Source organism: Paraburkholderia steynii (assembly GCF_900100565.1).
Classification (GTDB): domain Bacteria; phylum Pseudomonadota; class Gammaproteobacteria; order Burkholderiales; family Burkholderiaceae; genus Paraburkholderia; species Paraburkholderia terrae.
Window position 1 is genome coordinate 78,336 of sequence record NZ_FNDI01000033.1, and the last position, 23,358, is coordinate 101,693.

At 65.3% G+C, this 23,358-nt stretch carries 19 protein-coding genes; 7 read left to right on the plus strand and 12 right to left on the minus strand.

The window, feature by feature from the left end; all coding sequences use genetic code 11:
- Positions 1-20: 20 nt before the first annotated feature.
- From BLT65_RS38665 to BLT65_RS38690, 6 genes are all read right to left on the minus strand, one after another.
- Complete coding sequence (locus BLT65_RS38665) at positions 21-2,066, minus strand: type II and III secretion system protein family protein (RefSeq protein ID WP_091788442.1); 2,046 nt, start codon at positions 2,064-2,066, stop codon at positions 21-23.
- 147 nt (positions 2,067-2,213) lie between these two features.
- A complete protein-coding gene (gene cpaB / locus BLT65_RS38670; protein ID WP_091788445.1) occupies positions 2,214-3,053 on the minus strand; it encodes a Flp pilus assembly protein CpaB in 840 nt (279 codons plus the stop codon).
- 77 nt (positions 3,054-3,130) lie between these two features.
- A complete protein-coding gene (locus BLT65_RS38675) occupies positions 3,131-3,580 on the minus strand; it encodes a hypothetical protein (protein WP_244186938.1) in 450 nt (149 codons plus the stop codon).
- Positions 3,581-3,921: 341 nt separating this feature from the next.
- Positions 3,922-4,473, minus strand: a complete 552-nt coding sequence (locus tag BLT65_RS38680; protein WP_091788450.1) for an A24 family peptidase — start codon at positions 4,471-4,473, stop codon at positions 3,922-3,924.
- 116 nt (positions 4,474-4,589) lie between these two features.
- Positions 4,590-4,766 (minus strand): Flp family type IVb pilin, encoded by a 177-nt coding sequence (locus BLT65_RS38685; protein ID WP_091788453.1) that lies wholly within the window; start codon positions 4,764-4,766, stop codon positions 4,590-4,592.
- Between the two features lie 79 nt (positions 4,767-4,845).
- Positions 4,846-5,022 carry a Flp family type IVb pilin gene (locus BLT65_RS38690; protein ID WP_091788456.1) on the minus strand — a complete coding sequence of 59 codons (177 nt, stop codon included), beginning with the start codon at positions 5,020-5,022 and terminating at the stop codon, positions 4,846-4,848.
- Positions 5,023-6,030: 1,008 nt separating this feature from the next.
- Here BLT65_RS38690 and BLT65_RS38695 point away from each other — a divergent pair.
- From BLT65_RS38695 to BLT65_RS38710, 4 genes are all read left to right on the plus strand, one after another.
- Complete coding sequence (locus BLT65_RS38695; protein ID WP_042308227.1) at positions 6,031-7,539, plus strand: sigma-54 dependent transcriptional regulator; 1,509 nt, start codon at positions 6,031-6,033, stop codon at positions 7,537-7,539.
- Between the two features lie 136 nt (positions 7,540-7,675).
- Complete coding sequence (locus tag BLT65_RS38700; protein ID WP_091788459.1) at positions 7,676-9,298, plus strand: MFS transporter; 1,623 nt, start codon at positions 7,676-7,678, stop codon at positions 9,296-9,298.
- A 102-nt stretch (positions 9,299-9,400) separates the two neighbouring features.
- On the plus strand, positions 9,401-9,742 hold the full coding sequence (locus tag BLT65_RS38705) for an NIPSNAP family protein (protein ID WP_042308231.1): 342 nt from the start codon (positions 9,401-9,403) through the stop codon (positions 9,740-9,742).
- A gap of 223 nt (positions 9,743-9,965) precedes the next feature.
- Positions 9,966-12,575, plus strand: coding sequence for a mechanosensitive ion channel domain-containing protein (locus tag BLT65_RS38710; protein WP_091788496.1), 2,610 nt, complete (start codon positions 9,966-9,968; stop codon positions 12,573-12,575).
- A gap of 24 nt (positions 12,576-12,599) precedes the next feature.
- On the opposite strand, the gene BLT65_RS38715 is transcribed toward BLT65_RS38710, so the two are convergent.
- The 4 genes from BLT65_RS38715 to BLT65_RS38730 all read right to left on the minus strand — a co-directional run bounded on the left by BLT65_RS38715 (position 12,600) and on the right by BLT65_RS38730 (position 18,787).
- Positions 12,600-13,088 carry an SRPBCC family protein gene (locus BLT65_RS38715; protein ID WP_091788462.1) on the minus strand — a complete coding sequence of 163 codons (489 nt, stop codon included), beginning with the start codon at positions 13,086-13,088 and terminating at the stop codon, positions 12,600-12,602.
- Between the two features lie 32 nt (positions 13,089-13,120).
- Positions 13,121-15,388 (minus strand): ATP-dependent DNA helicase, encoded by a 2,268-nt coding sequence (locus BLT65_RS38720; RefSeq protein WP_091788464.1) that lies wholly within the window; start codon positions 15,386-15,388, stop codon positions 13,121-13,123.
- Positions 15,385-17,100: a VRR-NUC domain-containing protein gene (locus BLT65_RS38725; protein ID WP_091788467.1), complete on the minus strand. Its 1,716-nt coding sequence runs from the start codon at positions 17,098-17,100 to the stop codon at positions 15,385-15,387. The genes BLT65_RS38720 and BLT65_RS38725 overlap by 4 nt, the downstream gene beginning before the upstream one ends.
- Before the next feature lie 94 nt (positions 17,101-17,194).
- Positions 17,195-18,787 (minus strand): MFS transporter, encoded by a 1,593-nt coding sequence (locus tag BLT65_RS38730; RefSeq protein WP_042308300.1) that lies wholly within the window; start codon positions 18,785-18,787, stop codon positions 17,195-17,197.
- A gap of 312 nt (positions 18,788-19,099) precedes the next feature.
- On the opposite strand from BLT65_RS38730, the gene BLT65_RS38735 reads away from it, so the two are divergent.
- Both BLT65_RS38735 and BLT65_RS38740 read left to right on the plus strand, forming a co-directional pair.
- Positions 19,100-20,275, plus strand: a complete 1,176-nt coding sequence (locus tag BLT65_RS38735; RefSeq protein WP_091788471.1) for a hypothetical protein — start codon at positions 19,100-19,102, stop codon at positions 20,273-20,275.
- A gap of 124 nt (positions 20,276-20,399) precedes the next feature.
- Positions 20,400-21,524 carry an FUSC family protein gene (locus BLT65_RS38740; protein WP_091788474.1) on the plus strand — a complete coding sequence of 375 codons (1,125 nt, stop codon included), beginning with the start codon at positions 20,400-20,402 and terminating at the stop codon, positions 21,522-21,524.
- 483 nt (positions 21,525-22,007) lie between these two features.
- On the opposite strand, the gene BLT65_RS48890 is transcribed toward BLT65_RS38740, so the two are convergent.
- On the minus strand, positions 22,008-22,250 hold the full coding sequence (locus BLT65_RS48890; RefSeq protein WP_482811881.1) for a Tse2 family ADP-ribosyltransferase toxin: 243 nt from the start codon (positions 22,248-22,250) through the stop codon (positions 22,008-22,010).
- 309 nt (positions 22,251-22,559) lie between these two features.
- Between BLT65_RS48890 and BLT65_RS38755 the strand changes: the two genes are divergently transcribed.
- Positions 22,560-22,688 (plus strand): SymE family type I addiction module toxin, encoded by a 129-nt coding sequence (locus BLT65_RS38755; protein WP_425273200.1) that lies wholly within the window; start codon positions 22,560-22,562, stop codon positions 22,686-22,688.
- On the opposite strand, the gene BLT65_RS46795 is transcribed toward BLT65_RS38755, so the two are convergent.
- The gene (locus BLT65_RS46795) at positions 22,654-22,983 is read right to left on the minus strand and encodes a hypothetical protein (protein ID WP_143036638.1); all 330 of its coding nucleotides are present in this window, start codon (positions 22,981-22,983) and stop codon (positions 22,654-22,656) included. The two genes, BLT65_RS38755 and BLT65_RS46795, sit on opposite strands and share 35 nt — an antisense overlap.
- Positions 22,984-23,358: the final 375 nt, after the last annotated feature.

Genomic DNA, 23,358 nt, shown 5'->3' on the forward strand with positions numbered 1-23,358 from the left:
TCGTCAGATGCGCGTCGCGTTCACTGCGTGCGGCGGTCGTCGTTGTTTTCGCGTGCTTCCTGCGTGCCGGACTGTGCGGCGGGCTTCGCCGCGAGCGGCTGCGCGCTCACGCTCACCGTCTGTACGGCGGCCGTATGCACGGTGCCGTCTGTCGGTTCGGTGCGCGTGACGGGCGCCGTGCCGTCGCCGTCGCTGCCGCTCCCTGTCGAGCGCGGCGTGGCGGGCGCACGGATCGCGTCCGCCGCGGGCTGGGTGCGCTCGGGCGCCGGCACGGGCGACGGCGTCGTCGTGCCTTGCGACGTGATGATCGGCGTCAGGACCACGGGTGCAGCCGTACCGTTAGCCGCTGCAATCGAGCCGCCCTTGACGGGGATCGGCGACGGAATCGCGGCACCCGTCGACGGCGTCGCCGGCTCGGCGGCAGGCTGCGGCTTCTTGCCTTCCATGTTGCCCGTGAAGAGCACGCCCGCTTCCGTGACCTTGCCGAAGTGATCGGTGGGCAGCGGATAGTTCTGCGGCAGCGGTTTCGCGAGACGCGGCGTCACGACGAACACGAGTTCCGTCTTGTCCTCCTGGAAGTTCGTGCTGCGGAACAGCGCGCCGAGCACGGGCACTTCGCCGAGGCCAGGAAGGCCCTTGAGCGTGCCCGTCACGTTGCTCTTCATCAGACCGCCGATCGCGAAGCTCTGGCCGTCGTAGACCTGCAGCGTGGTCGACGCGCGGCGGGTCGTGATGAGGGGCAGCACGGCCGTCGTGCTGACGGTGCCCGCCGTCACGGCGACACCCGTCGGCGAGAGCTCCGACACTTCCGGCGAGACCTTGAGATTGATGCGGCCGTTATCGAGCACGGTCGGCGTGAAGGTCAGACCGACGCCGAATGTTTCTTCCTGGAGGATGATCGTCGAGCCCCCTGTGCCGTTGCTTTGCGGCACGGGGATAAAGACCTTGCCGCCCGCGAGGAAGCTCGCTTCCTGGCCACTGATCGCCATCAGGTTCGGTTCGGCGAGCACCTTGACGAGCTGGTCGGTCTTCTGCGCGTCGAACGCGAAGTTCAGCGGCTTGTTGTTCGCCTTCGAGCCGATCAGCGCACCCATGCCGCCCGACAGGAAATCGGCGAGCAGGCCGAAGCTCCAGCTGCCCGTGCCGCCCTGGATGTTGGCCGCCATACCGAGCTGGTCAATCAGCGTCTTCGACACTTCGGCCACCTTCACTTCGAGCATCACCTGCTGCGGCGCGGCCACGTGCATCATGTTGACGATGCGCTCGTTGTTGCCGTTGCCCGAAGCGCCCGCCGTCTTCATCACGGCGGGAATCATCGCGCCGCCCTGGGCGCCTGCCCCGTTGGCGGGCGCAGCGACGGGCACGGGCGCAGTCTGGCGCGACACATAGGCGTGCGCTAGTTCGACGATGCGCTCGGCCTTCACCGAGTCGGACACGGTGCCCGTCAGCACGAGCGTGTCGGCGGCGGCCTTGACCTGCACGCCGGTCTCTTCGGGCATCAAGACGGCGAGCGTCTGCTGCAGGCCGCCGGGATCGGCGCCGACAGCGACGTCGATGATCGTGCACGAGCCGCTTCTGCCCTGCACGATCATGTTGGTCGTGCCGACATCGGTGCCGAGCAGATAGAGCGTTTGCGGCGACACGAGCATCGCCTGCACGATCGACGGATTGCCGACCGTGCGCGTCTTCACCGACTCGCGGATGTTGACCATCTGCGACTTGCCGACGGGAATCGTCACGCTCTGGTGATCGGCGATCGTGCCCGTGCAGTTCGGGCCCCGACCGCCTTGCGTCATGCCTGCGGCGGCTGCCGGCGCGGCGCCGCTCATGCCGATTGTCAGATGCATGGCGCCGCCGTTCGATGCCAGGCTCATCGGCAGCGGCGCCTGGCCCGGCAAACCGGCTTCCTGGCTCACGGCCTGCGCGGCGGGCAGCGCCCACAGTGCGGCGCCGATCAGACCGCAGGCGCTGGCCTGCGCGAGACGCGAGCGGCGCGGAAACGTTGCGGCTTGCGTCGTATCGCGCTCACGCCTTGCATGCGCGCGCTGGTTCTCTGTGGCATTCATGTCCTTCCCCCGTATTGGCGCCGTTGTCTGGTCTCGTCACGGCTTGCGGTTCGCGCCGGGTTCTGTGCCCGCGCGGTTTTCACGCTGGTCTTACGCGCTGGTCTTGCGCGCAGTTCTCACTCGTTGTTCTCAAGCATTACGTGCCGCTCAAAAGCATTCCTGTCTGGCCTGCGATCCGTCGATCACGCTCACGCAGTTCGACGGCGCCCGCGCGACGATCTTGCGCACCACGGGCTTCGGCGCGGGTGCGGCCGGCGCGGGCGGCACGGCGACGGGAATCTTCAGCAGCGAGGCTTTGGTCGCGCCCGCCGTCGTCGTGTCCTGCGGATCGATCTGGTTGCGCAGCACGAGCGACAGCGAACCGATGCTGCGCGCAAGGTCGATCTTCTCGGCCTGCTCGGGCGTGACTTCGAGCGTCACGGCATCGACGACCTTCGGTTTGGTTTCGTCGCGGCCCACTTCCTGCGCGACGGCGAGCACGAGGATCTTTTCGAGCACGATCTTCGAGATGTTCTGGTCGCGTCCCGTCACGCCGCCGTCCTTGTTGTCCTTCTCGGTGTTGACGAGGATGTCGACGTAATTGCCCGGCAGCGCGAAGCCCGCGACACCGATCACGTCGTTCACCCGCACCGTGATCGCGCGCTTGCCTTCGTTGATGACGGCCGACAGCCCGCCGACCGTGCCGACGGGCGAGAGCTTCGCCTCGAGCACGGGCTCGCCGCGCGCGAGACTCGTCTTTAGCACGCGGCCTTCGAGCTTTTTCACGTCGTTGAAGGTGCCCGTCGGCACGCTGCCGGCGGGCCAGTCGGATACCTTCAGCATCTCGGGCGAAACGCGCTGGCCGAGACTCATGTCGGCCGATGCGATCACCACCTTGGTCGTCGTCGTCGACGACTGCTGGATCATCCAGCGCGACGCGAACACTACGGCCGCAAGACCGGCCGCCGTCGCGACGACCAACATCACCAACGCGCGAGCGTTCTTCATGTCGTTCTCCTGACTCTCGCCGTCGGCGACGGCGCTCTAGGGATCGTGTTGCAGGGAGTGGGCAGTGAGTCTGTCCGTCAGTCCATCAGATCGCGGTCGCGCTCCGGCGGGCTGTACGCGTCGTCATCCTCTGCGCTTGCGACTGGCTGATGCGCCGGCAGCTGCAAAGCGGCGCGCAACGGCGCGGCTTGCTGCGCGCGGCGTTCCGCTTCGCGCTTTGCCACCCACCGCGCGACGACGAGTTCCTCGAGCAGCGCTTGCAGCGCGTATTCGCGTTCCAGCCGGCCCACCGGCGTGAGCAGCGCGCGCTGGCGCAGATAGATGGCGGGATCGGTCGTGTAGAGCAGTTCCGGCGCCGCGTCCACGTAGTACATTGCGTACCCCGTGGACGCGGCCTCCGTGCGGTGTGGCCGGTTCATGGTGCCGGCCTCGATGCCGCTGCCGTTGTCCGCCGATGCGGAACGGCTCCCCCGTGTTGCCGATGGTTTGGCATTGGCCGTCTTGCGGCCTGAATCGTTCGTCTTCATCACTTCCCCCGTATCTGGCCGGCCTTCCTGCGAAGGCTCTTTCCAGGTGGACGACCCCGCGTCCACACCCCGTTTCTGGATCTGCTTCAAGCCTTTCTGCGAAGGCTCTGTGCTGCTGTTTCTCTTGTCACTGCCGCTGCGTTTTTTTCTGCGTTCTGGTGGGCTTCGGCTGTTGTCCGCCGTTCGCCTCTTGTTGTCGGTCGCTAACGCTGTTTGTCGTTATGAACTGCTGTCCTGCCCTGATTCACCTGCTGCCCCGCTGCTGCTTCCCCGTAGAAATCCGTTTGTTCGCTTCTTGCCCCGTGCTGCGTTATTCGTTGTTCTTTTTGCTTGCCGCTTCGTCACACGTGTACGAACAGCGACAGCATCGTGCCGATCGCGATGGCCACGCCGTATGGCAGCGTGCCCGTTGTCGGCCGTCTCGTTCTCGTGTTGCCCGTACCCTGCTCGGTGTCGCCCGGCGCGCCGCCCGAAGGCATCGACACGTCGATCAGCACAGCAGCCATGTTGTGCAGTCCGGCGCGCATCTGCCGATGGCGCAGCATCTCCACCAGCGCCCAGACGCCACCGACCATGCACACCGTCAACGCGGCTTCGAATGCGCCGCTCGCACCGCAGAAACAACCGACAGCCGCCATCAGCTTCACGTCGCCCGCGCCCATCATCCGCAACAGATAACCGGGCAAAAGCACCGCGCCGCCGACGAGCAGGCCGCCCCCCCACAACTGCATCCCGTCGATCGCGCCATGCAGCGCGCACTGAACGACGAGCCCCGCGCCCAGACCGATGACGACCAGCCAGTTCGGAATGCGCCGTGCGTGGATGTCGTAGATCGCTGCAATCACGACCAGCGCCAACACGCAGGGACCCACTGGAAAAGGCACACCGTTCATCGAAAGCTCCGCTGGTTGAATGGACTTCCTGAATTCCGCTGCCCTGCTGCGAACAGCAGCAATCGCAACAAGGGCAGCGCTCAGGCTTGCGGGATGGAGATTGGACGACTGCCCTATCAGGGAGCTACCACGTCGAGCTTGGCCTTGATGATCAGAAAGACATCGTTCAGCTTTCCGCCGATCAAGCCGACCGTCCCGATGATCGCCACCGCGATCAGGCCGGCCAGCAAGCCATACTCGATTGCCGATACGCCGTCTTCTTCGCGCAGAAACTGTTGGATTGCGTTCTTCATGATGTACCCCGTAGAGAGTGAGATGTCACATGGCCGCCGCGCCACATTCGTGCGGGATGGCGATCAGACGACTGCCTTATCAGGGAGCTGCCGTGTCGAGCTTGGCCTTGATGATCAAGAAGACATCGTTCAGCTTTCCGCCGATCAAGCCGACTGTCCCGATGATCGCCACCGCGATCAGCCCGGCCAGCAAGCCGTATTCGATTGCCGACACGCCGTCTTCTTCGCGCAGAAATTGATTGATTGCGTTCTTCATATGTCCCCCGTAGGAAATAAGATGTCACATGGCCGCCGCGCCCCATGCGCATTGACCAGAAAAACCGCCCTTTCGGACGGATACAACCGGCAAGTGCCGCCGAAGGTGTCGTCATGGTCGCGAATGGCCGTACGTCGTACGAACCATTCGCGCCACTTTCTGCCGACGTCCGCCCCCCATTGGCTCCGCCGCCCCCACAGTCGCATGTGGCAAACCCCGGCCGCGACTGCGAAGTTCTGTGCTGCTGTCGGAGACTTCCTTTGGCCCTGCTTTCCGGCAGCAACGTTTTCGTCGTGACGGTCATATTGCAACGGGTGTGCCATGTACCCGCAAACCCTTGTCGCGCCGTGATCGGGCTTGCGCGCCACGTGGTTTTTCAGGGGCTCGCGGCTCGCGATGTTGCGAACCCGTAACGTGATTTCGAAGTGCGGCGCGCGCGTTCGCCAGGCCACATAGCCGGCGCCGCGCGCTCAAAGATGCGACGAATCGGGCCGCGAAGCCCGGCGCCAAAGGCTTCCGGTCAGAACTACCGGTCGCCGGCCGGTGTCATTCGGTCTGAAGAACCGATTGTCAAATGTGTCGCAGAGTTGAGACGGCGGGAAAAGCGCGGCGGCAAAAGTGGCTCGGCCTTGCGCAGCAAGGCGCCGCGTGCGAGGCCCACATGCATGCGCCTGTCAGGCGCCGCGAGCCGCAAACGATTTAAGCGCCGGTAGAAATTGCAGAAGGATGTATCTGCATCCAGATTTACGCTTATATAAAGCCCCTACCCTTTCATTTATCTTTGTTTTCACCGTGCATTTCATGCGACGATAACTTCGCGTTGCGAAGCATGTACGCAGCGCAAAGGCATGGCGACATTGCGGCATTCATGACCCGCATATAGAAGAAGATGAAAATGCCGGGTTCGCGCATGCGGACCCTCAAAAGACCACACTGTTTTGCCGTAGTACAAGGATTACTGACCTTGCTGCACGACGCGCAAGGGCGACGTCCACTACCGGGGGTAACATGAATTCCACTTCCACAACGGGCGCTTCCGACCGCACCGTGCTTTGCGTGGCCTCGACGCCCGACGAAGCGCTCGCAGCCTTTCTAGGCGCGGCCGGATGGCAGGTCGTACACGCCAGAACCACGGCCGCTGCGGAGAAACTGCTCGATCGGGGCGACATCAAGGTCGGCCTCGTCACGCTGCCCGACGATGTCACGCAGCAGCAGCTCTCGGCGCTCGAGGCCTGCATGCGTCACGGCGAGGCAAACTGGATCGCGCAGATCGCGCCCGGCCACGCCACCGACGACCTCACCAGCCGCTTCATCCTCGACTACTGCTTCGACTTCGTCACCGCGCCGTGCATGAACGACCGGCTGATCTTCGCGCTCGGTCACGCGCACGGCCTGTCGAATCTGCGCCGCGCGAGCTTCCGGCCGCAGCCGTCGCTCGGTGCGCACGGCATGGTCGGCCATTGCGAGCCGATGCAAAAGCTGTACCGCCGGATCGACAAGTGCGCGCAGACGGACGCGCCCGTGTTCATCGCGGGCGAATCGGGCACGGGCAAGGAACTGACCGCGCGCGCGGTCCACGACGGCTCGGCGCGCGCGCAGCAGGCCTTCGTCGCGATCAATTGCGCGGCGATTCCGCCTACCCTGTTGCAGGCCGAGCTGTTCGGCCATGAGCGCGGCGCGTTCACGGGCGCGCTGCAACGCAAGATCGGCCGGATCGAGCATGCGCACGGCGGCACGCTGTTCCTCGACGAAATCGGCGACATGCCGCACGAATGCCAGGCCGTGCTGCTGCGCTTCCTGCAGGAAGGCACGATCGAGCGCCTGGGCGGCAACGCCTCCGTCAAGGTCGACGTGCGCGTGATCTCGGCGACGCACGTGAATCTTGAAGCCGCCGTGAAGGACGGACGCTTCCGCGCCGACCTGTATCACCGGCTGTGCGTGCTGCGACTGGATGAACCGCCGCTGCGCGAACGCGGCAGCGACATCCGCCTGCTCGCCGACTATGCGCTCAGCATGTATCGGCAGGACGGCACGCATAAGATTCGCGGTTTTTCCAGCGGCGCGGTCGTCTCCATGTCGAACTACGACTGGCCCGGCAACGTGCGCGAGCTGATCAACTGCGTGCGGCGCGCCGTCGTGATGACGGAAGGACGCTTCATCACGGAAACCGATCTCGGCTTGCCGGAAATATCGGGCGCGCGCGCGAAGACGCTGGCCGAAATCCGCACGCAAGCGGAAATCGAGGCCATTGAAGAAGCGTTGAAGCGGCACGGCCACAACCTGTCGGGCGCGGCGGCCGACCTCGGCGTGTCGCGCGCGACGCTCTACCGGCTGATGAACGCGAACCGGATGAACCCGGACGCAAACGCGACGCGCTCGATGCGCCGTGCCGGCGGCGAAGGCCGCACCGATGGTGGCACGGACGGCTCATCCGATCCGGGCGGCGCGGACGACGCCGACGACAGCGATGCGGGCTCGCACAGGCCGCGCGCTGTCGCAGCGGTGTCGTTAGGCTGAGTCCGCTGCTCTTCCTTTGACTGACTTCGCTTGAATCACGCGGCGGCCCTCACGCCGTTCAGTTGATGCTGAACGGCGTGGCGCTTTATGTGTCCATTGCATTGTCGATCGCACTGCAATGGAGTGGACACCCGTCATGTCCGACCGCGCTTCCCTGAACCACGCGCGCGACCAGCCGCACGCCTTCCCCGCCCAGGCCAGCCCCTGCGACGATCTCGCGATCCGCGCGCAACCCGCCGCCGGGATGCCCTGCCGCCGCAAGCGCCTCGCGCTCGGCGCGACGATACTCGGCTCCAGCATGGCGTTCATCGACGGCTCCGTCGTCAACGTCGCGCTGCCCGCCATTCAGACCGAACTCGGCGCGAGCGTCGCGGCGATGCAATGGGTCGTCAATGCGTATCTGCTGCTGCTCGGGTCGCTCGTGCTGGTCGGCGGCGCGCTCGGCGACAAGCTCGGGCGGCGCACCGTATTCGTCGCGGGCATCGTGCTGTTCACGGCGGCGTCGGCGGCGTGCGGCCTCGCGCCCGAACCCGCCGCGCTGATCGCGGCGCGCGCCGTGCAAGGCGCGGGTGCGGCGCTGCTGGTGCCGAGCAGTCTCGCGATCATCGGCGCGGTGTTCGACGAACGCGAGCGCGGCCGCGCGATCGGCACATGGGCCGGCTTCGGCGCGATCACGTCGGCGCTCGGGCCCGTCGCGGGCGGCTGGCTCGTCGACGCGTTCTCGTGGCGCGCCATCTTCTATCTGAACGTGCCGATCGCGGTCATTACGGTTGCGCTCGCGCTGTCGTCGATACCGGCGAGCCGTGACGAAAGCGCTGCGCAGCGCCTCGACTGGCTGGGCGCGCTGGTGGCGGCGCTGGGGCTCGGCCTGTTGACGTACGGCCTCACGCTCGCTTCGTCGCACGGTTTTAGCGATGCAATCGTGATCGGCATGATCGCCGGCGGACTGGCTCTGTGCGCCGCGTTCGTCGCCATCGAGGCGCGCAGCCAGGACCCGATGATGCCGCTCGATGTGTTTCATTCGCGAGATTTCAGCGGCGCGAACCTCGTCACGCTGCTGCTGTATTTCGGTCTGGGCGGCGCGCTGTTCTTTCTGCCGTTCACGCTGATTCGTGCGCACGGCTATACGGCGACGCAAGCGGGCGCGGCGCTGCTGCCCGTGCCCGTCGTGATCGGCGTGCTGTCGCGCTTCACGGGTGGGCTGGCGGCGCGTTACGGAGCGCGCCCGCTGCTGACAGTGGGCCCCGTGATCGCGGCAGCCGGCTTTGCGCTGCTCGCGCTGCCCGGCTGGCTCGACATCGACCGAGCGAGTTACTGGACAAGCTTTTTCCCCGCCCTCGCCGTGCTCGGCCTCGGCATGACGATCACGGTCGCGCCGCTCACGACGGTCGTGATGACGTCCGTTGCCGCCGCGCGCACGGGTGTCGCGTCCGGCATCAACAATGCCGTCGCGCGGATCGCGAGCCTGCTGGCGATCGCGGTGCTCGGCATCGTGTTCGTCTGGTCGCACGACGCGGCGCTGTCGAAGCGGTTCGAACAGTTGAATATTCCCGCCGACCTCCAGCGGGAGGGCCAGCTTGCGCCGGACATGATGGCGGGCGCGCATGCCGTGCCGGCTGAAATCGTCGCCGCGCAGTCCGATGCCATCGACGCGGGACTGCGCGCTGTCGCGCTCGTGTCTGCGCTGTGCGCGCTGCTAGGCGCGGCGTGCGCGGCGGCTACGATTCGCGGACAGCAGAAGCCGCGTGGCGAACAATAGCGCAACGCACATCGACACTTCCATCCAGCCTGAAACATCGTGCGCGACGCGTCACGGATACTGACCGTCATCCACCCGACCACGACGACGAAGGGAGTCTCCATGACGATCACCTGCTTCATCCGCTATCAGATCGATCCGTTCCAGCGCGACGCGTTCAGACAGTACGCCGAGAACTGGGGAGAAATCATCCCGCGCTGCGGCGGCCATCTGCTCGGCTATTTTCTGCCGCACGAAGGGACCAACGACATCGCGTGGGGTCTGATTGCGTTCGACAGCCTCGCCGCTTACGAAGCGTATCGCGCGCGGCTGCGCACCGATCCCGCAGCGCTCGAGAACTTTGGCATGGCGCAGGCCAAGCGCTTCATCCTGCGCGAAGAACGGACATTCACGGAAGTCGTCGACGGGACGCTCGGCAAGCCCGCCCACCCCGTTCACGCGTAAACGCGCATAACGCGCGAGCGGCGTCATCGCGCCGCCCATTAACAAAAAAGCACGAAAACGCGCGCATCGCACGCATTCATGCCCGTTGGGTCACGGGATTCGCTGCTTTGCGGAACTTATCGTGCGCCGCGGGGGTCGCTTTATTTTCCAGTCGAATCGTGGTGGCTCCCGGCTCCGCATCGCGTCCAGCCGTACGCGCATCGCCGCCGACCACCGGCCCTACATGCGCAAATTTCTCCTGCTCTGCCTCCTCGCGCTGTTCTGCGCGCCCGCCTTCTCCGCCGTGACGGCTACGACGAGCGCGTCCGGTGCGTCCGCCACCACTGTCACGCTGACGCCCGACCAGGCGCGCCAGGCGCTGCAGGTGCTGAACGACCCCAAGAAGCGCGCGCAGATCGAGGACACGCTGACGGCGATCGCCGCGGCGGGCGTACTCGCGACGCCCGCCGCGCCGGCCTCGGGCGCATCGGCGGCGGCGACGGACGCCGCGTCGGGCGCGAGCGTGCCCGCCGCGTTCAAGTCGAACGGCCTCGCGTCGCAACTGGTGCGCCAGGGTGCGCACTGGATCACGCAAGGCGGCATGACGCTCAAGCGCTCGGCCACGGTGCTGCTCGACACGTCGTCGGCCCGCTACTGGTGGAACGTGCAGCTTTCCGATCCGCACGAGCGCGCCCGCGTGTTCGGCGTGCTGCTCGCGCTGATCGGCACGCTGCTGCCCGCGATCGGGCTCGAATGGCTCGCGCGCAGGCTGCTGCGCCGGGCGCGCGCCGCGATCATCTTGCGGCGCGAGGCACGTGAGGCCCGCGAAGCGCGCGAGCATGCACGCGAAGCCGCGGCCTCGGATGCCGTTGCGAGCGCCGAGGCCGCCGATACCGCTGAATCAGCCGAAGCCGCAGAAGCACAGGCCGCAGCCGGCGTCGCGGCGAGCCCAGCCTCGCCGTCCATGTCGATGTCGACGCCGCCCAGGTCACTGGCTGCATCGTCGCAGCCAAAGCCCGACAAACCCGACAACCGGCAGAAGGAAGCGCGCAGCAAGCGCCAGGCGGAACATCACTGGACCACGCTGCAGCGTCTGCCGAGCGCGGCGCTGCAACTGTTGTTGCGGATGCTGCCGCTCGTCGTGTTCGTCGCGGCCGCGAGCGCGCTGATGTCGATCTTCACCGACGACGGCACGGTTCAGGACGCTGCGCTCAACGGACTGATCGACCTGTACGTGATCTGCCGCGCGATCGTGATCGCAGCGGGCTTTTTCCTGCAACCCGATGCGCCCGGGCTGCGTCTGTTGCGCGTACCCGATAGCTGGGCGCTGTTCATGCAGCGCTGGGTGATTCGCGTGGTCGGCGTGATCGGCGCGGGTGGCGCGCTGATCCAGATCGCCACCGCGCTCGGCCTGAGCGACGCGGCGCATTTGCCCCTCGTCAAGCTGCTGGCGCTGGTCGGGCACGTGATGGTGTCGATCATGATCCTGCAATGCCGCGCGCCGATTTCCGCGCTGCTGCGCGAGCGCACCGGCGAGACCGATGCCGACAGCCAGCGCACCGTGACGATGCTGGCGCACGGCCTGATCGACATGTGGGCGTGGGTTGCCGTGTTCATCGTGATGGCGCTGTGGTTCGTGTGGGCGCTCGACGTTCACAACGGCTATCGCACGCTGCTGCATCTGGGCGGCGTGTCGCTCGCCGTGCTGGTGGCCGCGCGCGTGGTGGCGATCGTGCTGTTCGGCGCGCTCGGGCGGCTCTTTCATGTCGAAGAGGGCGAACAGCGTTCGCTGGTTCATCAGCACGCGTACCGCTACTACCCGTTGATCCGGCGCGTCATTTCGGCGCTCGTGATCGTCGTCACCGCGCTCGTGCTGCTGCAGCTGTGGGGCCTCGACGTGTGGCAGTTCTTCCGGCCCGGCGCGATCGGCCACCGGTTGACGTCGGCCATCGTCACGATCTGCGTGGCCGCCGTGATTGCGCTGGTGGTGTGGGAGATCGCGAATGTCTCCGTCGAAAAGCGCCTCGCGCAGTGGACCAAAAGCGGCGACCTGATGCGCGCCGCGCGGCTGCGCACGCTGGTGCCGATGCTGCGCTCGGCGCTGTTCGTCGTGATCGCGCTGGTCGTCGTGATGACATGCCTGAGCGAGCTTGGCGTGAACACGGCGCCGCTGCTCGCGAGCGCGAGCATCTTCGGCGTCGCGCTCGGCTTCGGCTCGCAAAAGCTCGTGCAGGATTTCATCACGGGGATTTTCCTGCTGATGGAAAACGCGATGCAGGTCGGCGACTGGGTGACGCTCGCAGGCGTGTCCGGCACGGTCGAATATCTGTCGATCCGCACCGTGCGCCTGCGCGGCGGCGACGGCTCGCTGTACACGGTGCCGTTCAGTTCGGTGTCGACGGTGAACAACACGAATCGCGGACTCGGCAACGCGGCCGTTCGGGTCAGCATCGCGTACGGCCAGGACGTCGATCTCGCGATCGCGACGCTCAAGGAAATCGGCGCCGCGCTGCGCGAAGACGAGCAGTTCAAGGACGGCATCCTGTCGGACTTCAGTTTCTGGGGCGTCGATACCGTCGATGGCGCGGCCGTCACGCTCGCCGGCCAGATTCAATGCCGCGACTCGGCACGCTGGCCGGTGCAGCGCGAATTCAACCGGCGCATCTTCGACACGTTCCGCGCGAACGGTATCGAGATCGCCAATCCGCAACGCAGCATGCTGGTCGCGGCTAATCCCGCGCAAGGCGGCCCAGCTTCCGCCGACGACGAACTCGAAGGCCCGCCGCGTCCGTCGAATGTGCCGGACGGACCGCAACAGGCGCAAAAGCCGTCATCGAAGGTGGCGCGGCACTGAGCTTCAACAACCCGGCTGCCGCTCTCACGACGAATGCTCGACGCCAAGCAGCCGCGCGTCGAGCAGATCGGCGAGCGCTTCGCCGCCCCGCTGCATCACGTAATCGTGATTCCATTTGAAGAACGGACGCGCGAGCGGCGCAAGCAGATTCATCCAGCCGCGCTGCGTGCGTACGCGCCATTCGTAGCGCACCACCGTCGCTTCGCCGTGCGTCGAGAAGTGCCAGCGCCCCGTTCCTTCGACGTCGCCACACGCCTCGCCTTCGAGCACGGCAAGCGGTTCGACGCGGGTCACCCGCATGTCGAACGCGACGCGATACGGCAACCGCCCTTTCCACGTGTAGCGATGCAATGCGCCGACGCCGTCGCTCGCACCCGGCTCCACTTCGATCACGCGCTCGACGCAGGTCCACCATTGCGGCCAGCGCGCCGGATCGTGGATGGCATCCCATACGGCCGGTAGCGGCGCGTCGACGCGCCAGATCGTCGTGAAGCGGTATTCGTCTGCGCGCACGGGTTGTCTCCGGTTCTTGTTGCTTCTTGTTGCTATGTCTCGATCTTCCACCAGCGCGGCAACAACCGCTTCACATCCGCGTGCCGATACCGGTCGTCGATCAGATGCACGACGCCCGCATCCTGTTCGGTGCGAATCACGCGCCCCGCCGCCTGCACGACCTTCTGCATGCCCGGATACAGATACGCATAGTCGTAGCCGTTGCCGAACTGCGCATCGAAGGTGCGGCGCATCTGTTCGTTGACGTCGTTCATCTGCGGCAAGCCGAGCGTCGCGATGAACGCGCCGATGAGCCGCTCGCCGACCAGATCGATCCCCTCCGAAAACGCGCCGCCCAGCACCGCGAAACCGACGCCCGCGCCGCTCGTCGTGAAGCGCGCGAGGAACGCGTCGCGCGCGGTCTCGTCCATGCGCGGCTCCTGCGTCCAGATGGGCACCTGCGGATGCCGTTCACGCATCGATCCCGCGACGCGCTGCAAGTAATCGAAGCTGCTCAGAAAGCCCAGATAGTTGCCTGGACGCGCGGCGTACTGCTGCGCGATCAGATCGACGATCGGTTCGAGCGAGCGCTCGCGGTCGCGCCAGCGCGTCGACACATGATGCGCGACATGCACATCCAGTTGCTCGGCCCGGAACGGCCCTTCGACGTCGAGCCAACCGGTGTCGTCGGGCAGACCGAGCATGTCGCGATAGAAATGCTGCGGGCTGAGCGTGCCGGAAAACACGATCGTTGCGCGCGCGGCGGCGTAGCGTGGCTTGAGGAACGGCGCGGGAATCACGTTGCGCACGCAAATCTCCGTGGAGGACTTCGCGTGGGCCTGGCCGCGATGCGCATCGAGCGTCACGTCGACGATCGAATGATCGCCGAACTGTTCGACGAGCGACATGAAATGCAGCGCGTCGAAATAGAAACGCAGCGTGTTTTCATCGACGGATTGCGGGGTTTCCGCAAGCTGGTCGCCAATCGATGCGATCAGGTTTTGCAGCGCCGATTGCAGTTTTGGCGGCACGTCGGGCAGTACTTCGTACGCTGCATTGCGCTCGCGGTTCAACGCATTCCATTCGCGATTCAGGCGGTCGAACGGCTTTTTCAGCGCTACAGGCGCGGCATGGCGCGCGCCGCGAAACGCGTGTTGATCGAGCGTCGCGCTGTACATGCGGCGCGCACGGTCGGGCAGATTGTGCGCTTCGTCGGCGAGCACGGCGACGCGCCAGCCGTTCAGTTGCGTGAGCGCATACAGCATCGCGCTGCTGTCGAAGTAGTAGTTGTAGTCGCCAATCACCACGTCGCACCAGCGCGCCATTTCCTGCGCGAGAAAGTACGGACAGATGCCATGCGCGAGCGCCGCTTCGCGCACGGCTGCGCGATCGAGCGTGCGCGCCTGCAACGCCGTGTCGCGCGCGGCGGGCAGCCGGTCGTAGAAGCCGCGCGCGAGCGGACAGGATTCGCCGTCGCACGATTTGTCGGGATGCTCGCAGGCCTTGTCGCGCGCGACGAGTTCTAGCGTGCGCAAAGGCAGCGCGGCTTCGCCACGATGCAGGGATTCGACGGCTTCGAGCGCGAGCGCGCGGCCCGGCGTTTTTGCCGTGAGGAAAAACACGCGGTCGAGATGATCCGCGCCGCACGCTTTCAGCAGTGGAAAGATCGTGCCGAGCGTCTTGCCGATGCCCGTCGGCGCCTGTGCCATCAGACAGCGCCCGTCGCGCGCCGCGCGAAACACGGCCACGGAAAGCTCGCGCTGTCCGCTGCGAAACTCTCCATACGGAAAACGCAGCGCGTTCAATGCGGCGTTGCGCGCATCGCGATGCGCTTCTTCGCGCGCGGCCCACGCGATGAAACGCTCGCACTGATCCTCGAAGAACGCGCGCAGCGACGCAGCCGTGTGCTGTTCCGTGAGCACGGTTTCCTTCTGGTCGGCGATATCGAAGTACACGAGCGCGACCGTCAGTTCTTCGAGCGCGCGTGCCTCGCACAGCAGGTGCCCATACACCAGCGCCTGCGCCCAATGCAACGTGCGATGGTTCGCGGGCATCCGTTCGAGATCGCCGCGATGCGTCTTGATCTCTTCCAGACGATTCAGCGCGGGATCGTAGCCATCGGCGCGGCCACGCACGGTGAGACCGCCATGCGTACCCGTCAGCGTGATTTCCGCTTCATAGCCGGACGCGCGGCGCGCCGTCACGGCCTGATGTCCGGCGATGCCTTCGAGCGCCGATGGCGCGGGCGTGAAGCGCAGATCGAGATCGCCGCGCCGCGCGGTGAAGTCGCAGAGCGTGCGCACGGCGACGATGTAGTTCATGCCGCCTCCGCGTCCGTTGCACCGGCGAGCGCGTCGGCGGCGCTTTCGGTCCAGCGGATGTCGAGCACGCGCACGGGCATGTCGTGCTGCACGCAGTACGCGAGCCAGCGGATCTGGTTGTCCTGCAGACGATCGCCCGGCCCTTTCACTTCGATCAGTTCATAGCGCCGCTCGCGAGGCCAGAAGCGGATCAGGTCGGGCAGGCCCGAACGGTTCGCGCGGATATCCAGAAGCAGTCGCTCGAACCACAGCTTCAGATGCACGGCGGGCAGGCAATCGAGCGCGAGCGTCAGCAGCTCGGGCGTGAGCATGCCCCAGAACACGAACGGCGATTGCAACCCGGCTTTGGTTTCGAAGTGACGCAGGATCGTCTCGCGATACGCGCCGCTTTCGAGTTGCGCGAAGCAGGCGTCGAACTGCGCGCTACGGCGCGCGCGGAAGTCGGGCGCGTGCAGATCAGCGGGACCGCGCTGGAACGGGTGAAAGAACGCGCCCGGCACGGCCTCGAAAACGGGCTTCCAGCACAGCAGCCCGAACAGCGAATTGATCAGCGCGTTCTCGACGTAATACACAGGCGCTTGTTCCGTCGACAGATGATCGCGCACGGCGTATTCGACGGCGACGGGCTCCGATGGACGCGGCAATTCGAGCATGCCGCGCTGCGCCGCGCGCACGCCAGCGGGTTTCTGCGCAGGGACGCCGAGCCGCCGATGCAGGCGCGGCAGCATGCGCGCGACGCGCTGCTGCTCCTCTTCGCTCTCGGGAACGGCAGCCGCCTGCAGCGCCAGCGCGAGCGCCGCTTCATCGCGGCCGTCGCGCTCCAGCACGCGCATGCGCCTGTGCCGCGCGCCCGGCCAGGCGCAGCGCTCGTAGATGCGCAAGGCAGCATCCCAGTCGCGCCGGCGTTCGGCCTGATAGCCGATCGCATACAGCAGCTTCGCGCGGCGCAATGCGAGCCAGGGGTTGTGCTGTGTATCGATTGCATCGACGGCTTCGAGCAGCGGGTCGAACGCTGCGTCGTCCGTGAGTTCCAGCGCTTCGCGGCACGCTTGCAGCGCCAGATAACAGTCGACGTCGCCCCGCTGCTGGAACGCCCGCGACGACGGCGCGAACGCGACGCGCTCGTACTGATACACGCCGAGATCGGCGAGCACGAACTCGGACCAGTCCTGATGCAGATTGCCGAAGAACATCAACCGGAAACGCTCGCATAGCGGCGCGACGAGCACGCGCAGCGCGGCTTCGTCAGCGGCTGCATCCCACTCGCGATAACGCCGTGGCAACGCGTGCGCAGGGTCCGCGACGCGCAGCGCTTCGAGCCATTCGGCCTTGCGCAGGACCTTGAGCGCGGGCGACGCGGCGAACATGCGCTGAAGTTCGGGGCGCGTCGCGCACGCAAACAGTTCGTCAAGCGACACGCCCGCGTCCGCATCGACCCAGCCGAGCGCGGCGAGCGGCGCGGCCGCCTGCACGGGACAACCAATTTCCGCATACGCGAGCCGCCCCGTGCGAAACAGCGTGCCTTTGCGCATCAGCATGCGCACGAGCAGCGCGCGCGATGCTTTCGGCAGGCGCGCGTCGTCGCGCAGGAATGCGTCCAGAAAGGCGCGCTCGCTGTCGTCGAGCAGATCGTCGTAACGGCTCGCAATCCACGCGAGCGCGCGCTCGAAATTCGACAGGTAATAGAACGGATCGGGAGCGTCGGTCGGCACGGCTATCGGACACGGAAGGCTGTATATTTATACAGCCATGATAGCAAACGCGGCGCCCTGCCGAGCCAGAGAGCGCGCACGCCCGTCATGTTCCTCAAGCGCCGCGCACTTCCGTTTCGGCATAGGTCACCTGCACGGCGGGCACGAACCACGCGAGGCAAAGCCCGATCAACGCGGCGAGCGCGGCGACCGACAAGCCGATGTGAATCGACGCAATGAGCGCTTCGCGCGCCATGTGCATCATCGGATCGCTGGAATGCCCCGCCGCCACCAGATGCTCGATCAGCGCGGACTGCTCGTTGCGGTCAACCAGCAGATCGGGACTCGCGAACGACTTGAGCCATTGCGTCGCCTGATACGAATCGAGCGAGCGGGTCACACCCTGCGTGTACATATGGCCGAGCAGCGCACCCGTGATCGCGGTGCCGAGCATGCCGCCAAAAATCCGCAGCGATTGCATCAGCGCCGTCACCGCGCCGAGGTGATCGCGTGCGACGATCTGCTGCGAGCAGATCGTCAGGTTGGTCGCGACGAGGCCAAGCCCCAGTCCGCTCACGCCCATGCACGCCATCCACACGATATGCGGCTCGTGGCCCTTGAACGAGACGAGCGCAACGCAGCCGATCACGAAGAACGCGAAGCCGGCATACATCAGCCCGTTCGCGCGCCGGATGCGCGTGACGATGCGATTGTTCAGCACGCTGCCGACGGTCGTACCGAGCAGCAGCGGCGTGATCAGCATGCCGGAATCGTGCGGCGACATCGCGTAGCCGCCCTGGAACAGCAGCGGCACGTAGAACACCATCGAGAACAGCGCAAAGCCGCCGAGCACCGACATCGCGAAGAGCGGCGCGAGCTTGCGGTCGAGCAACACGTCGACGGGCACGACGGGATAGCCCATGCGCTTTTCCCAGAAGTACAGCGTCAGGCCGCACACGGTCGTGATCGCGAACAGCAGCGCCGTCGTGCCGCTGATGCCCTCGCGCGGCAGCAGTTCGATCAGCAGTTGCAGCGCGCCGAACGTCACGGCGACGACGAACGCACCGAGCCAGTCGAGCTGGATCGGCCCGCTCGTCTTCAGGTGTCGCAACTTCGGCACAAACATCTGAACAAAGATCAGCGACACGATGCCGATGGGCACGTTGACGAAGAACACCAGCCGCCAGCCCTGCATCTGCGTGAGCATACCGCCGAGCGTCGGCCCGACGATGTTCGCGATACCGAACGACGACGTGACGAACACGAGCCAGCGCAACCTGAGTTTGGGATCGGGGAACAGATCGGCGACGGTGGCGAACACGGTGCCGATCAGAATGCCGCCGCCGATGCCCTGCAGGCCGCGCGCGGCGACCAGGAACAGCATGCTGCTGGCGAGCCCGCACAGCACCGACGCCAGCGTGAACAGCAGGATCGCCGCGATCAGGAACGGCTTGCGGCCGTATAGATCGCCAAGCCGCCCGAAGATCGGAATGGTGATGACGGACGCGAGCATGTACGAGGTCGCGACCCACGCGTAGAAGTCGAAGCCCTTCAGGTCGGCGACGATGCGCGGCAACGCGGTGCCGACGATAGTCTGGTCGAGCGCGACAAGCATCGTGACGAAGGCGATGCCGAGCATCGCGAGCAGCGACTCGCGAAACGGCAGCAGTTGACGGCTGGGATCGTGAACGGCACTGGCGGACCTCATGGCGTGCTCCACCGTAAAGACGTCCGCGTGCGCAGCGGACAGGCTGCCGGGCCTTTGCCCGGGCATGCGGCTCTATCGAGAGTGATACGCGCGTTTAAAAATAGCAAGGGCATTTCCCTGACGGGCGCCCGTCATTGCTGCCGGCTTTGCTGCCCGGCTTTGCTGCCCGCCTTCGCGCCGGCATCCGCTGCAGCCCGGGCGCGAATTCCTGCCTATACTTACCTGGCCGTTTCGGACAAAGGTAAGCGGCCAGCCGCCGCGCAACAGGTGACTCTCTCATCCGTTTACTAACACGAACGAAGGAAACCTCTGGTGAACGACGCCGATCTGGTTGCCGCGGCCCACGCCGCCTTCAATCCCTACGTTCTCGAGCAGTTGAGCAGCCGCATTGGTTTGCCGCCCGACGCAATCAGGCTGGTCGTGGAACGCGCGGCGCCCGGCATCGTGCTGACGATGATGGCGAGTGCAAGCAGCGCCGAAAGCGCGCAACGCCTCTTCCTCGTGATCATGTCCACCGAATCCAATGCGCGCATCGCGGCGCAGCTCGCCGGACTGACAGCGAGTTCGCACGGGCTGAAGGCCGTCGAGCGTTCGGGCCATGAACTGGCGATACGGATCGCCGAGAGCCGCGAGATCGCGTTGATCAGCGACCACATTGCCGCCCTGACGGGCGTGCCGCCGCAAGCCGCGCATGCGCTGACGGATGTCGCGTCGGCCGTGGTGTTCGGCACCGCCAAGCACCATATGCTGCTCGAACAGGGCAGCGTCGCTGACCTGCCGGGCTTGCTCGCCTATCAATGGCCGCTCGCTGCGCCGTGGCTCGCCGAAGGGTATGCGAAGGCGCTCGGATTCGAGAGTTCCGCTGCGTTCGCGGATCGCGTCCCGCAACGGCTCGTCGAACTCGCGGCGGTCATGCCGCGCGCGAGCGCCGTCGCTGGGAACGGGCCACCTGGTTGGGCGACGAACGGAGCGCCGCCATCCGCGGATGCCGCGCGGTCCGGTGCGTACTCTGGCGGCGATCCCTACGGACTGGCGGGTGGCGCTGCGGGCGCGTCTGCTTCTGCTTCTGCGTCTGCTTCTGCTGCTGCGCGTGCGGCACCTGGTGTGCCCACGCAGTTGCTTACGACAGTCGAACGCGCCGCGCCCCGCCCGCGCCGCGTTCCCGTCTGGGCTTGGGGCATACTCGTCGTCATCGTGCTGCTGATCGGCATCATCATGTACGGCTACCAGCAACGGACGGGTACGGACGAAGGGAATCCGCAGGTCACCAGCAGCACGGCATCGGGTACGTTGTCCACGCCGGCGCCAGTGTCCGGCGCATCCGTGTTGCCTGCGGCACAGGCGGCAGCCGATTCGGGTGGGTCGGGAACGGCGGCAGCGTCGGAGGCGGTGGCGTCGTCCGAAGCCGCGTCTGCTGCAGGTGCGGCCGCCGATGTGGGCGGTTCGCCTGCCAGCAGCGCGAACCCGGCCTCGGCGGCAAGCCAGTGAAACGGGCGTTGCGCGATTGCCGCGCCGGGCCGCGATCCGTTGATTGCTTCTCGCCGTGCGCGCACCCGACGAGACGCCGCTTTTCCCTCATGCGAACCTTTGCCCAATTGTGACGAGTCGCACCATGGAACCGTCCACTGATCCCGCCGATCGCGAGCCGTCTCCCGACGCGGCGCGCCGCGAGATACCCGCGAGGCATCCATTTGCCGCGCTCGGCGGCTGGCTCGCGCGCGTCGATCCCGGCACGCATCGACGCATCAAAGGGCTGCGCCTCGTGACGGCCTACGGCCTCGCCTCGGCGCTCGGCACATTGCAGGACGTCACGCATGGATTGCCACGCGATGCATCGGTCGGCCTGCTCGCGGCCAACTTCGCGCTGTGGGCAAGCGTGTCGGAGGCGCGCACGACACGGCCCGAATCGAGCCGCGATCTCGCGCTGCTATGCGCGGCGGCCGCGCTCGGCGCGGCCATGTACGTATGTGTTGCACAGCCATTGCTCTTCTTCGGGCATGCGGGTCCCGAGCTCGTACTGGTCACGGGTGCGTTCCTCGTCGGCTACCTGAAGCGATTCGGCGTGACGGGCGGCGGACTCGGCTCGCAGATCTACATCGGGCAACTGCTGGCCTACGGCGCGAACCTCGTTCCCGCCGATCTGCCCGGCATTGCGATTGCCGGGTTGATCGCGATGCTGGCGTCGATCGTGCCCCGGCAGCTGAGCGGGCCCGCCGAACGGCCAGCCGTCGTCGCCGCGCTGTCGCCCGGGCCCGAGCCCGTGGCCGGACGGCCTTCACCCGAGTTCGTGATGGGACTGCAGGCCGCTAGCGGCGCGCTCGTGATAGTCGCGTTGAACGCCTGGCTGAACCTCGCGGAATCGGTGTGGGCGATCACGGCCTGCACGTACGTGGTCGCGGGGTCCGCGACGGGCACCGTGCAGCGCGTGCGGCGGCGGATCATCGGCACGCTCGTCGGCGTGCCGCTCGGACTCATCTGTTTGCCGATCGCGGAGCATGCGCCGCTGCTGATCTGGCTCGCTGCAGCACTGGCGATGATCGTTTATTCGATGGCGCTGCCCGAGCGATACGACATCGCGTGCGGCGCGTTTGCGTTTACGCTGATCGTCACGCTCGCGGTGAACGGCATTCACTCAATTCCATTTCTCACGGCGCGGGCGTGGGAGACGTTGATTGGTGGGGTGCTGGGGTTGCTGGCGGCGATGGTTATTTTTCCGTTGAGGTTGAGGGGGAAATAGGGGCTGGCTGTTCAAGCACCGTTGTTTGTGCCGGATCGCCGATTCGGAGCGCGGTTCAGTGCGATACGCACCGACACGCGCTGCTCGTGCCGTGGATGCGTCTCGTCAATCTGCATCTTGAACAGTTGGGCTTTGTGCCCGGCAAGCGCATGCACATCATCGCGGACTATCGCTCCGGCAACCTCACCATCTCGGCCGATCGCGGTTAAAACGCAACAAGGGCCGCGTATGCGGCCCTTCTCTATTACCACACTCGCATACCTGGAGAGCAAAAACCAGACACAATATCCATCAGTTCTAGAACTCTGTGCTCAGTGTTTTCGGCTACGCCAAATCTCATTGCACCGAGAAACTCATACACGGATTCAGAGCTAAAACCTTTCTCCCGGTACTTCATCAGAATAGCTCGCAAAAAATTGAAGTCGCAGTCTCCCTCCAATGCGCTACGCAGTTCGCTATCCAGCACGATGTCTAACTCGACCTTCATTGTTTAACCCATTTTCCACGAGTCGAAGCAAGTGCCGCTTGGCAATCAGCCAAAGACATACTTGCGCTTGGTTGGATCGTCCCGTGCTTCGCACTATCTTGTACATACTTGAGGGTCTTCGGAAGATTCGCTGTGTTCAACCATACTTGCGCAATCCTTTCCTGTGCTCCCCCAAACTCTCCGGGCGCCTTTGAGGCGGAACGGCTTCTGCCCGGGATGCGCACGCATCCACTCCGCATCCTCGGCCGCTTCACGCGCGTACCGTGCCGTGCGCTCGTGCTCCGTTTCCAGCCCGTCCGGATACAGCGGGATCTTCGCCGCGTCGACCGGGTTGCCGGCAGGATCGAACGCAGAGATCTCCGTCAGGTCGGAAGTCACCGCCTTCAGCGACCGGCCCACCGGGTCATAGCCGTATTCAGACGCGCCGCGCGTACTGTCGTCGAGGCGCGCCAGTTGCCCCGCCGCGTCATAGCTAGCAGCCGAGACACCTCCGGCGCAACTGGAACCGACCGTTGCATCTGCGAACCGACCCGCCGCTTTATCCGTGGATGAAGCTCTCCGGACGGTGGATCGAGACCGCCGGATTTGCAGCGGGGCAGCGCGTCAGGATCAACGTTGAACACGGTCGCCTGAACATTACCGCTAACGCAACGTTTTGGAAACCTGAACATCAATAGCAACAACGGTTAATAATGGCTCGTCGTTCCATGCGGAAATAAAACTAAACTCCTTGAACCCATCCGCCGGTTCCTCTGCTGCTCTACATGTCTCAACGAGATACGGGCTCTCAGCGCTCTCGGCCAAATGCGATAAATCCTGTCCTTCAGGAGAAGTCGCTTTCATGCCAAGAACCGTATGGAAGATAACTTCGAATGCTCCTCCATCAGTCCGTATAAGGACAGTTAGACAATTTCCTCTGTAAGAGAACGTCTCAATCTGACCATCGGCAACAAGTACCTCACTGCTTTTCATTTTTTAACTTCCCGGAAAGTTTTCTCCCGGAGTGAAGCCAGTACCGCTTCCTGGCGTGTAGCCATCCGGTTTTGATTTAGTTACAAGGCCGCGCCGCGCCGCTTGGCCCCAGCTCACATTATCTGGTTTTGTTTCAACATGATAATGCTCTCCATGATGACGAGGATTAAAGCCTGCCGCGCATGGACATAATCCCTCTGGATGGCTTTCATAGCGAATACGCGTGTTGCTATTTGGGAACCAAGTGTAGCGAGGCGTTCCGTCCGGTGTCGTTCCGACCTTAGTCTTACTGTGTCATAAAATAAAGGCGTCTTCCCAGACTTCGGCAGCATGGACACGCGTCGAGCCCGGCGACCAGCCGGACCGTAAGTTCGT

Bases quoted from the DNA above. Each gene is read 5' to 3' on its own strand.
- BLT65_RS38665 (WP_091788442.1), bottom strand. From the start codon at position 2,066: ATGAATGCCACAGAGAACCAGCGCGCGCATGCAAGGCGTGAGCGCGAT.
- BLT65_RS38730 (WP_042308300.1), bottom strand. From the start codon at position 18,787: ATGAGGTCCGCCAGTGCCGTTCACGATCCCAGCCGTCAACTGCTGCCG.
- BLT65_RS46795 (WP_143036638.1), bottom strand. From the start codon at position 22,983: ATGAAAAGCAGTGAGGTACTTGTTGCCGATGGTCAGATTGAGACGTTC.
- BLT65_RS38675 (WP_244186938.1), bottom strand. From the start codon at position 3,580: ATGAAGACGAACGATTCAGGCCGCAAGACGGCCAATGCCAAACCATCG.
- BLT65_RS38695 (WP_042308227.1), top strand. From the start codon at position 6,031: ATGAATTCCACTTCCACAACGGGCGCTTCCGACCGCACCGTGCTTTGC.
- BLT65_RS38755 (WP_425273200.1), top strand. From the start codon at position 22,560: ATGAAGCTCTCCGGACGGTGGATCGAGACCGCCGGATTTGCAGCGGGG.
- cpaB (WP_091788445.1), bottom strand. From the start codon at position 3,053: ATGAAGAACGCTCGCGCGTTGGTGATGTTGGTCGTCGCGACGGCGGCC.
- BLT65_RS38680 (WP_091788450.1), bottom strand. From the start codon at position 4,473: ATGAACGGTGTGCCTTTTCCAGTGGGTCCCTGCGTGTTGGCGCTGGTC.
- BLT65_RS38705 (WP_042308231.1), top strand. From the start codon at position 9,401: ATGACGATCACCTGCTTCATCCGCTATCAGATCGATCCGTTCCAGCGC.
- BLT65_RS38700 (WP_091788459.1), top strand. From the start codon at position 7,676: ATGTCCGACCGCGCTTCCCTGAACCACGCGCGCGACCAGCCGCACGCC.
- BLT65_RS38710 (WP_091788496.1), top strand. From the start codon at position 9,966: ATGCGCAAATTTCTCCTGCTCTGCCTCCTCGCGCTGTTCTGCGCGCCC.
- BLT65_RS48890 (WP_482811881.1), bottom strand. From the start codon at position 22,250: ATGCGGAGTGGATGCGTGCGCATCCCGGGCAGAAGCCGTTCCGCCTCA.
- BLT65_RS38690 (WP_091788456.1), bottom strand. From the start codon at position 5,022: ATGAAGAACGCAATCAATCAATTTCTGCGCGAAGAAGACGGCGTGTCG.
- BLT65_RS38720 (WP_091788464.1), bottom strand. From the start codon at position 15,388: ATGAACTACATCGTCGCCGTGCGCACGCTCTGCGACTTCACCGCGCGG.
- BLT65_RS38685 (WP_091788453.1), bottom strand. From the start codon at position 4,766: ATGAAGAACGCAATCCAACAGTTTCTGCGCGAAGAAGACGGCGTATCG.
- BLT65_RS38740 (WP_091788474.1), top strand. From the start codon at position 20,400: ATGGAACCGTCCACTGATCCCGCCGATCGCGAGCCGTCTCCCGACGCG.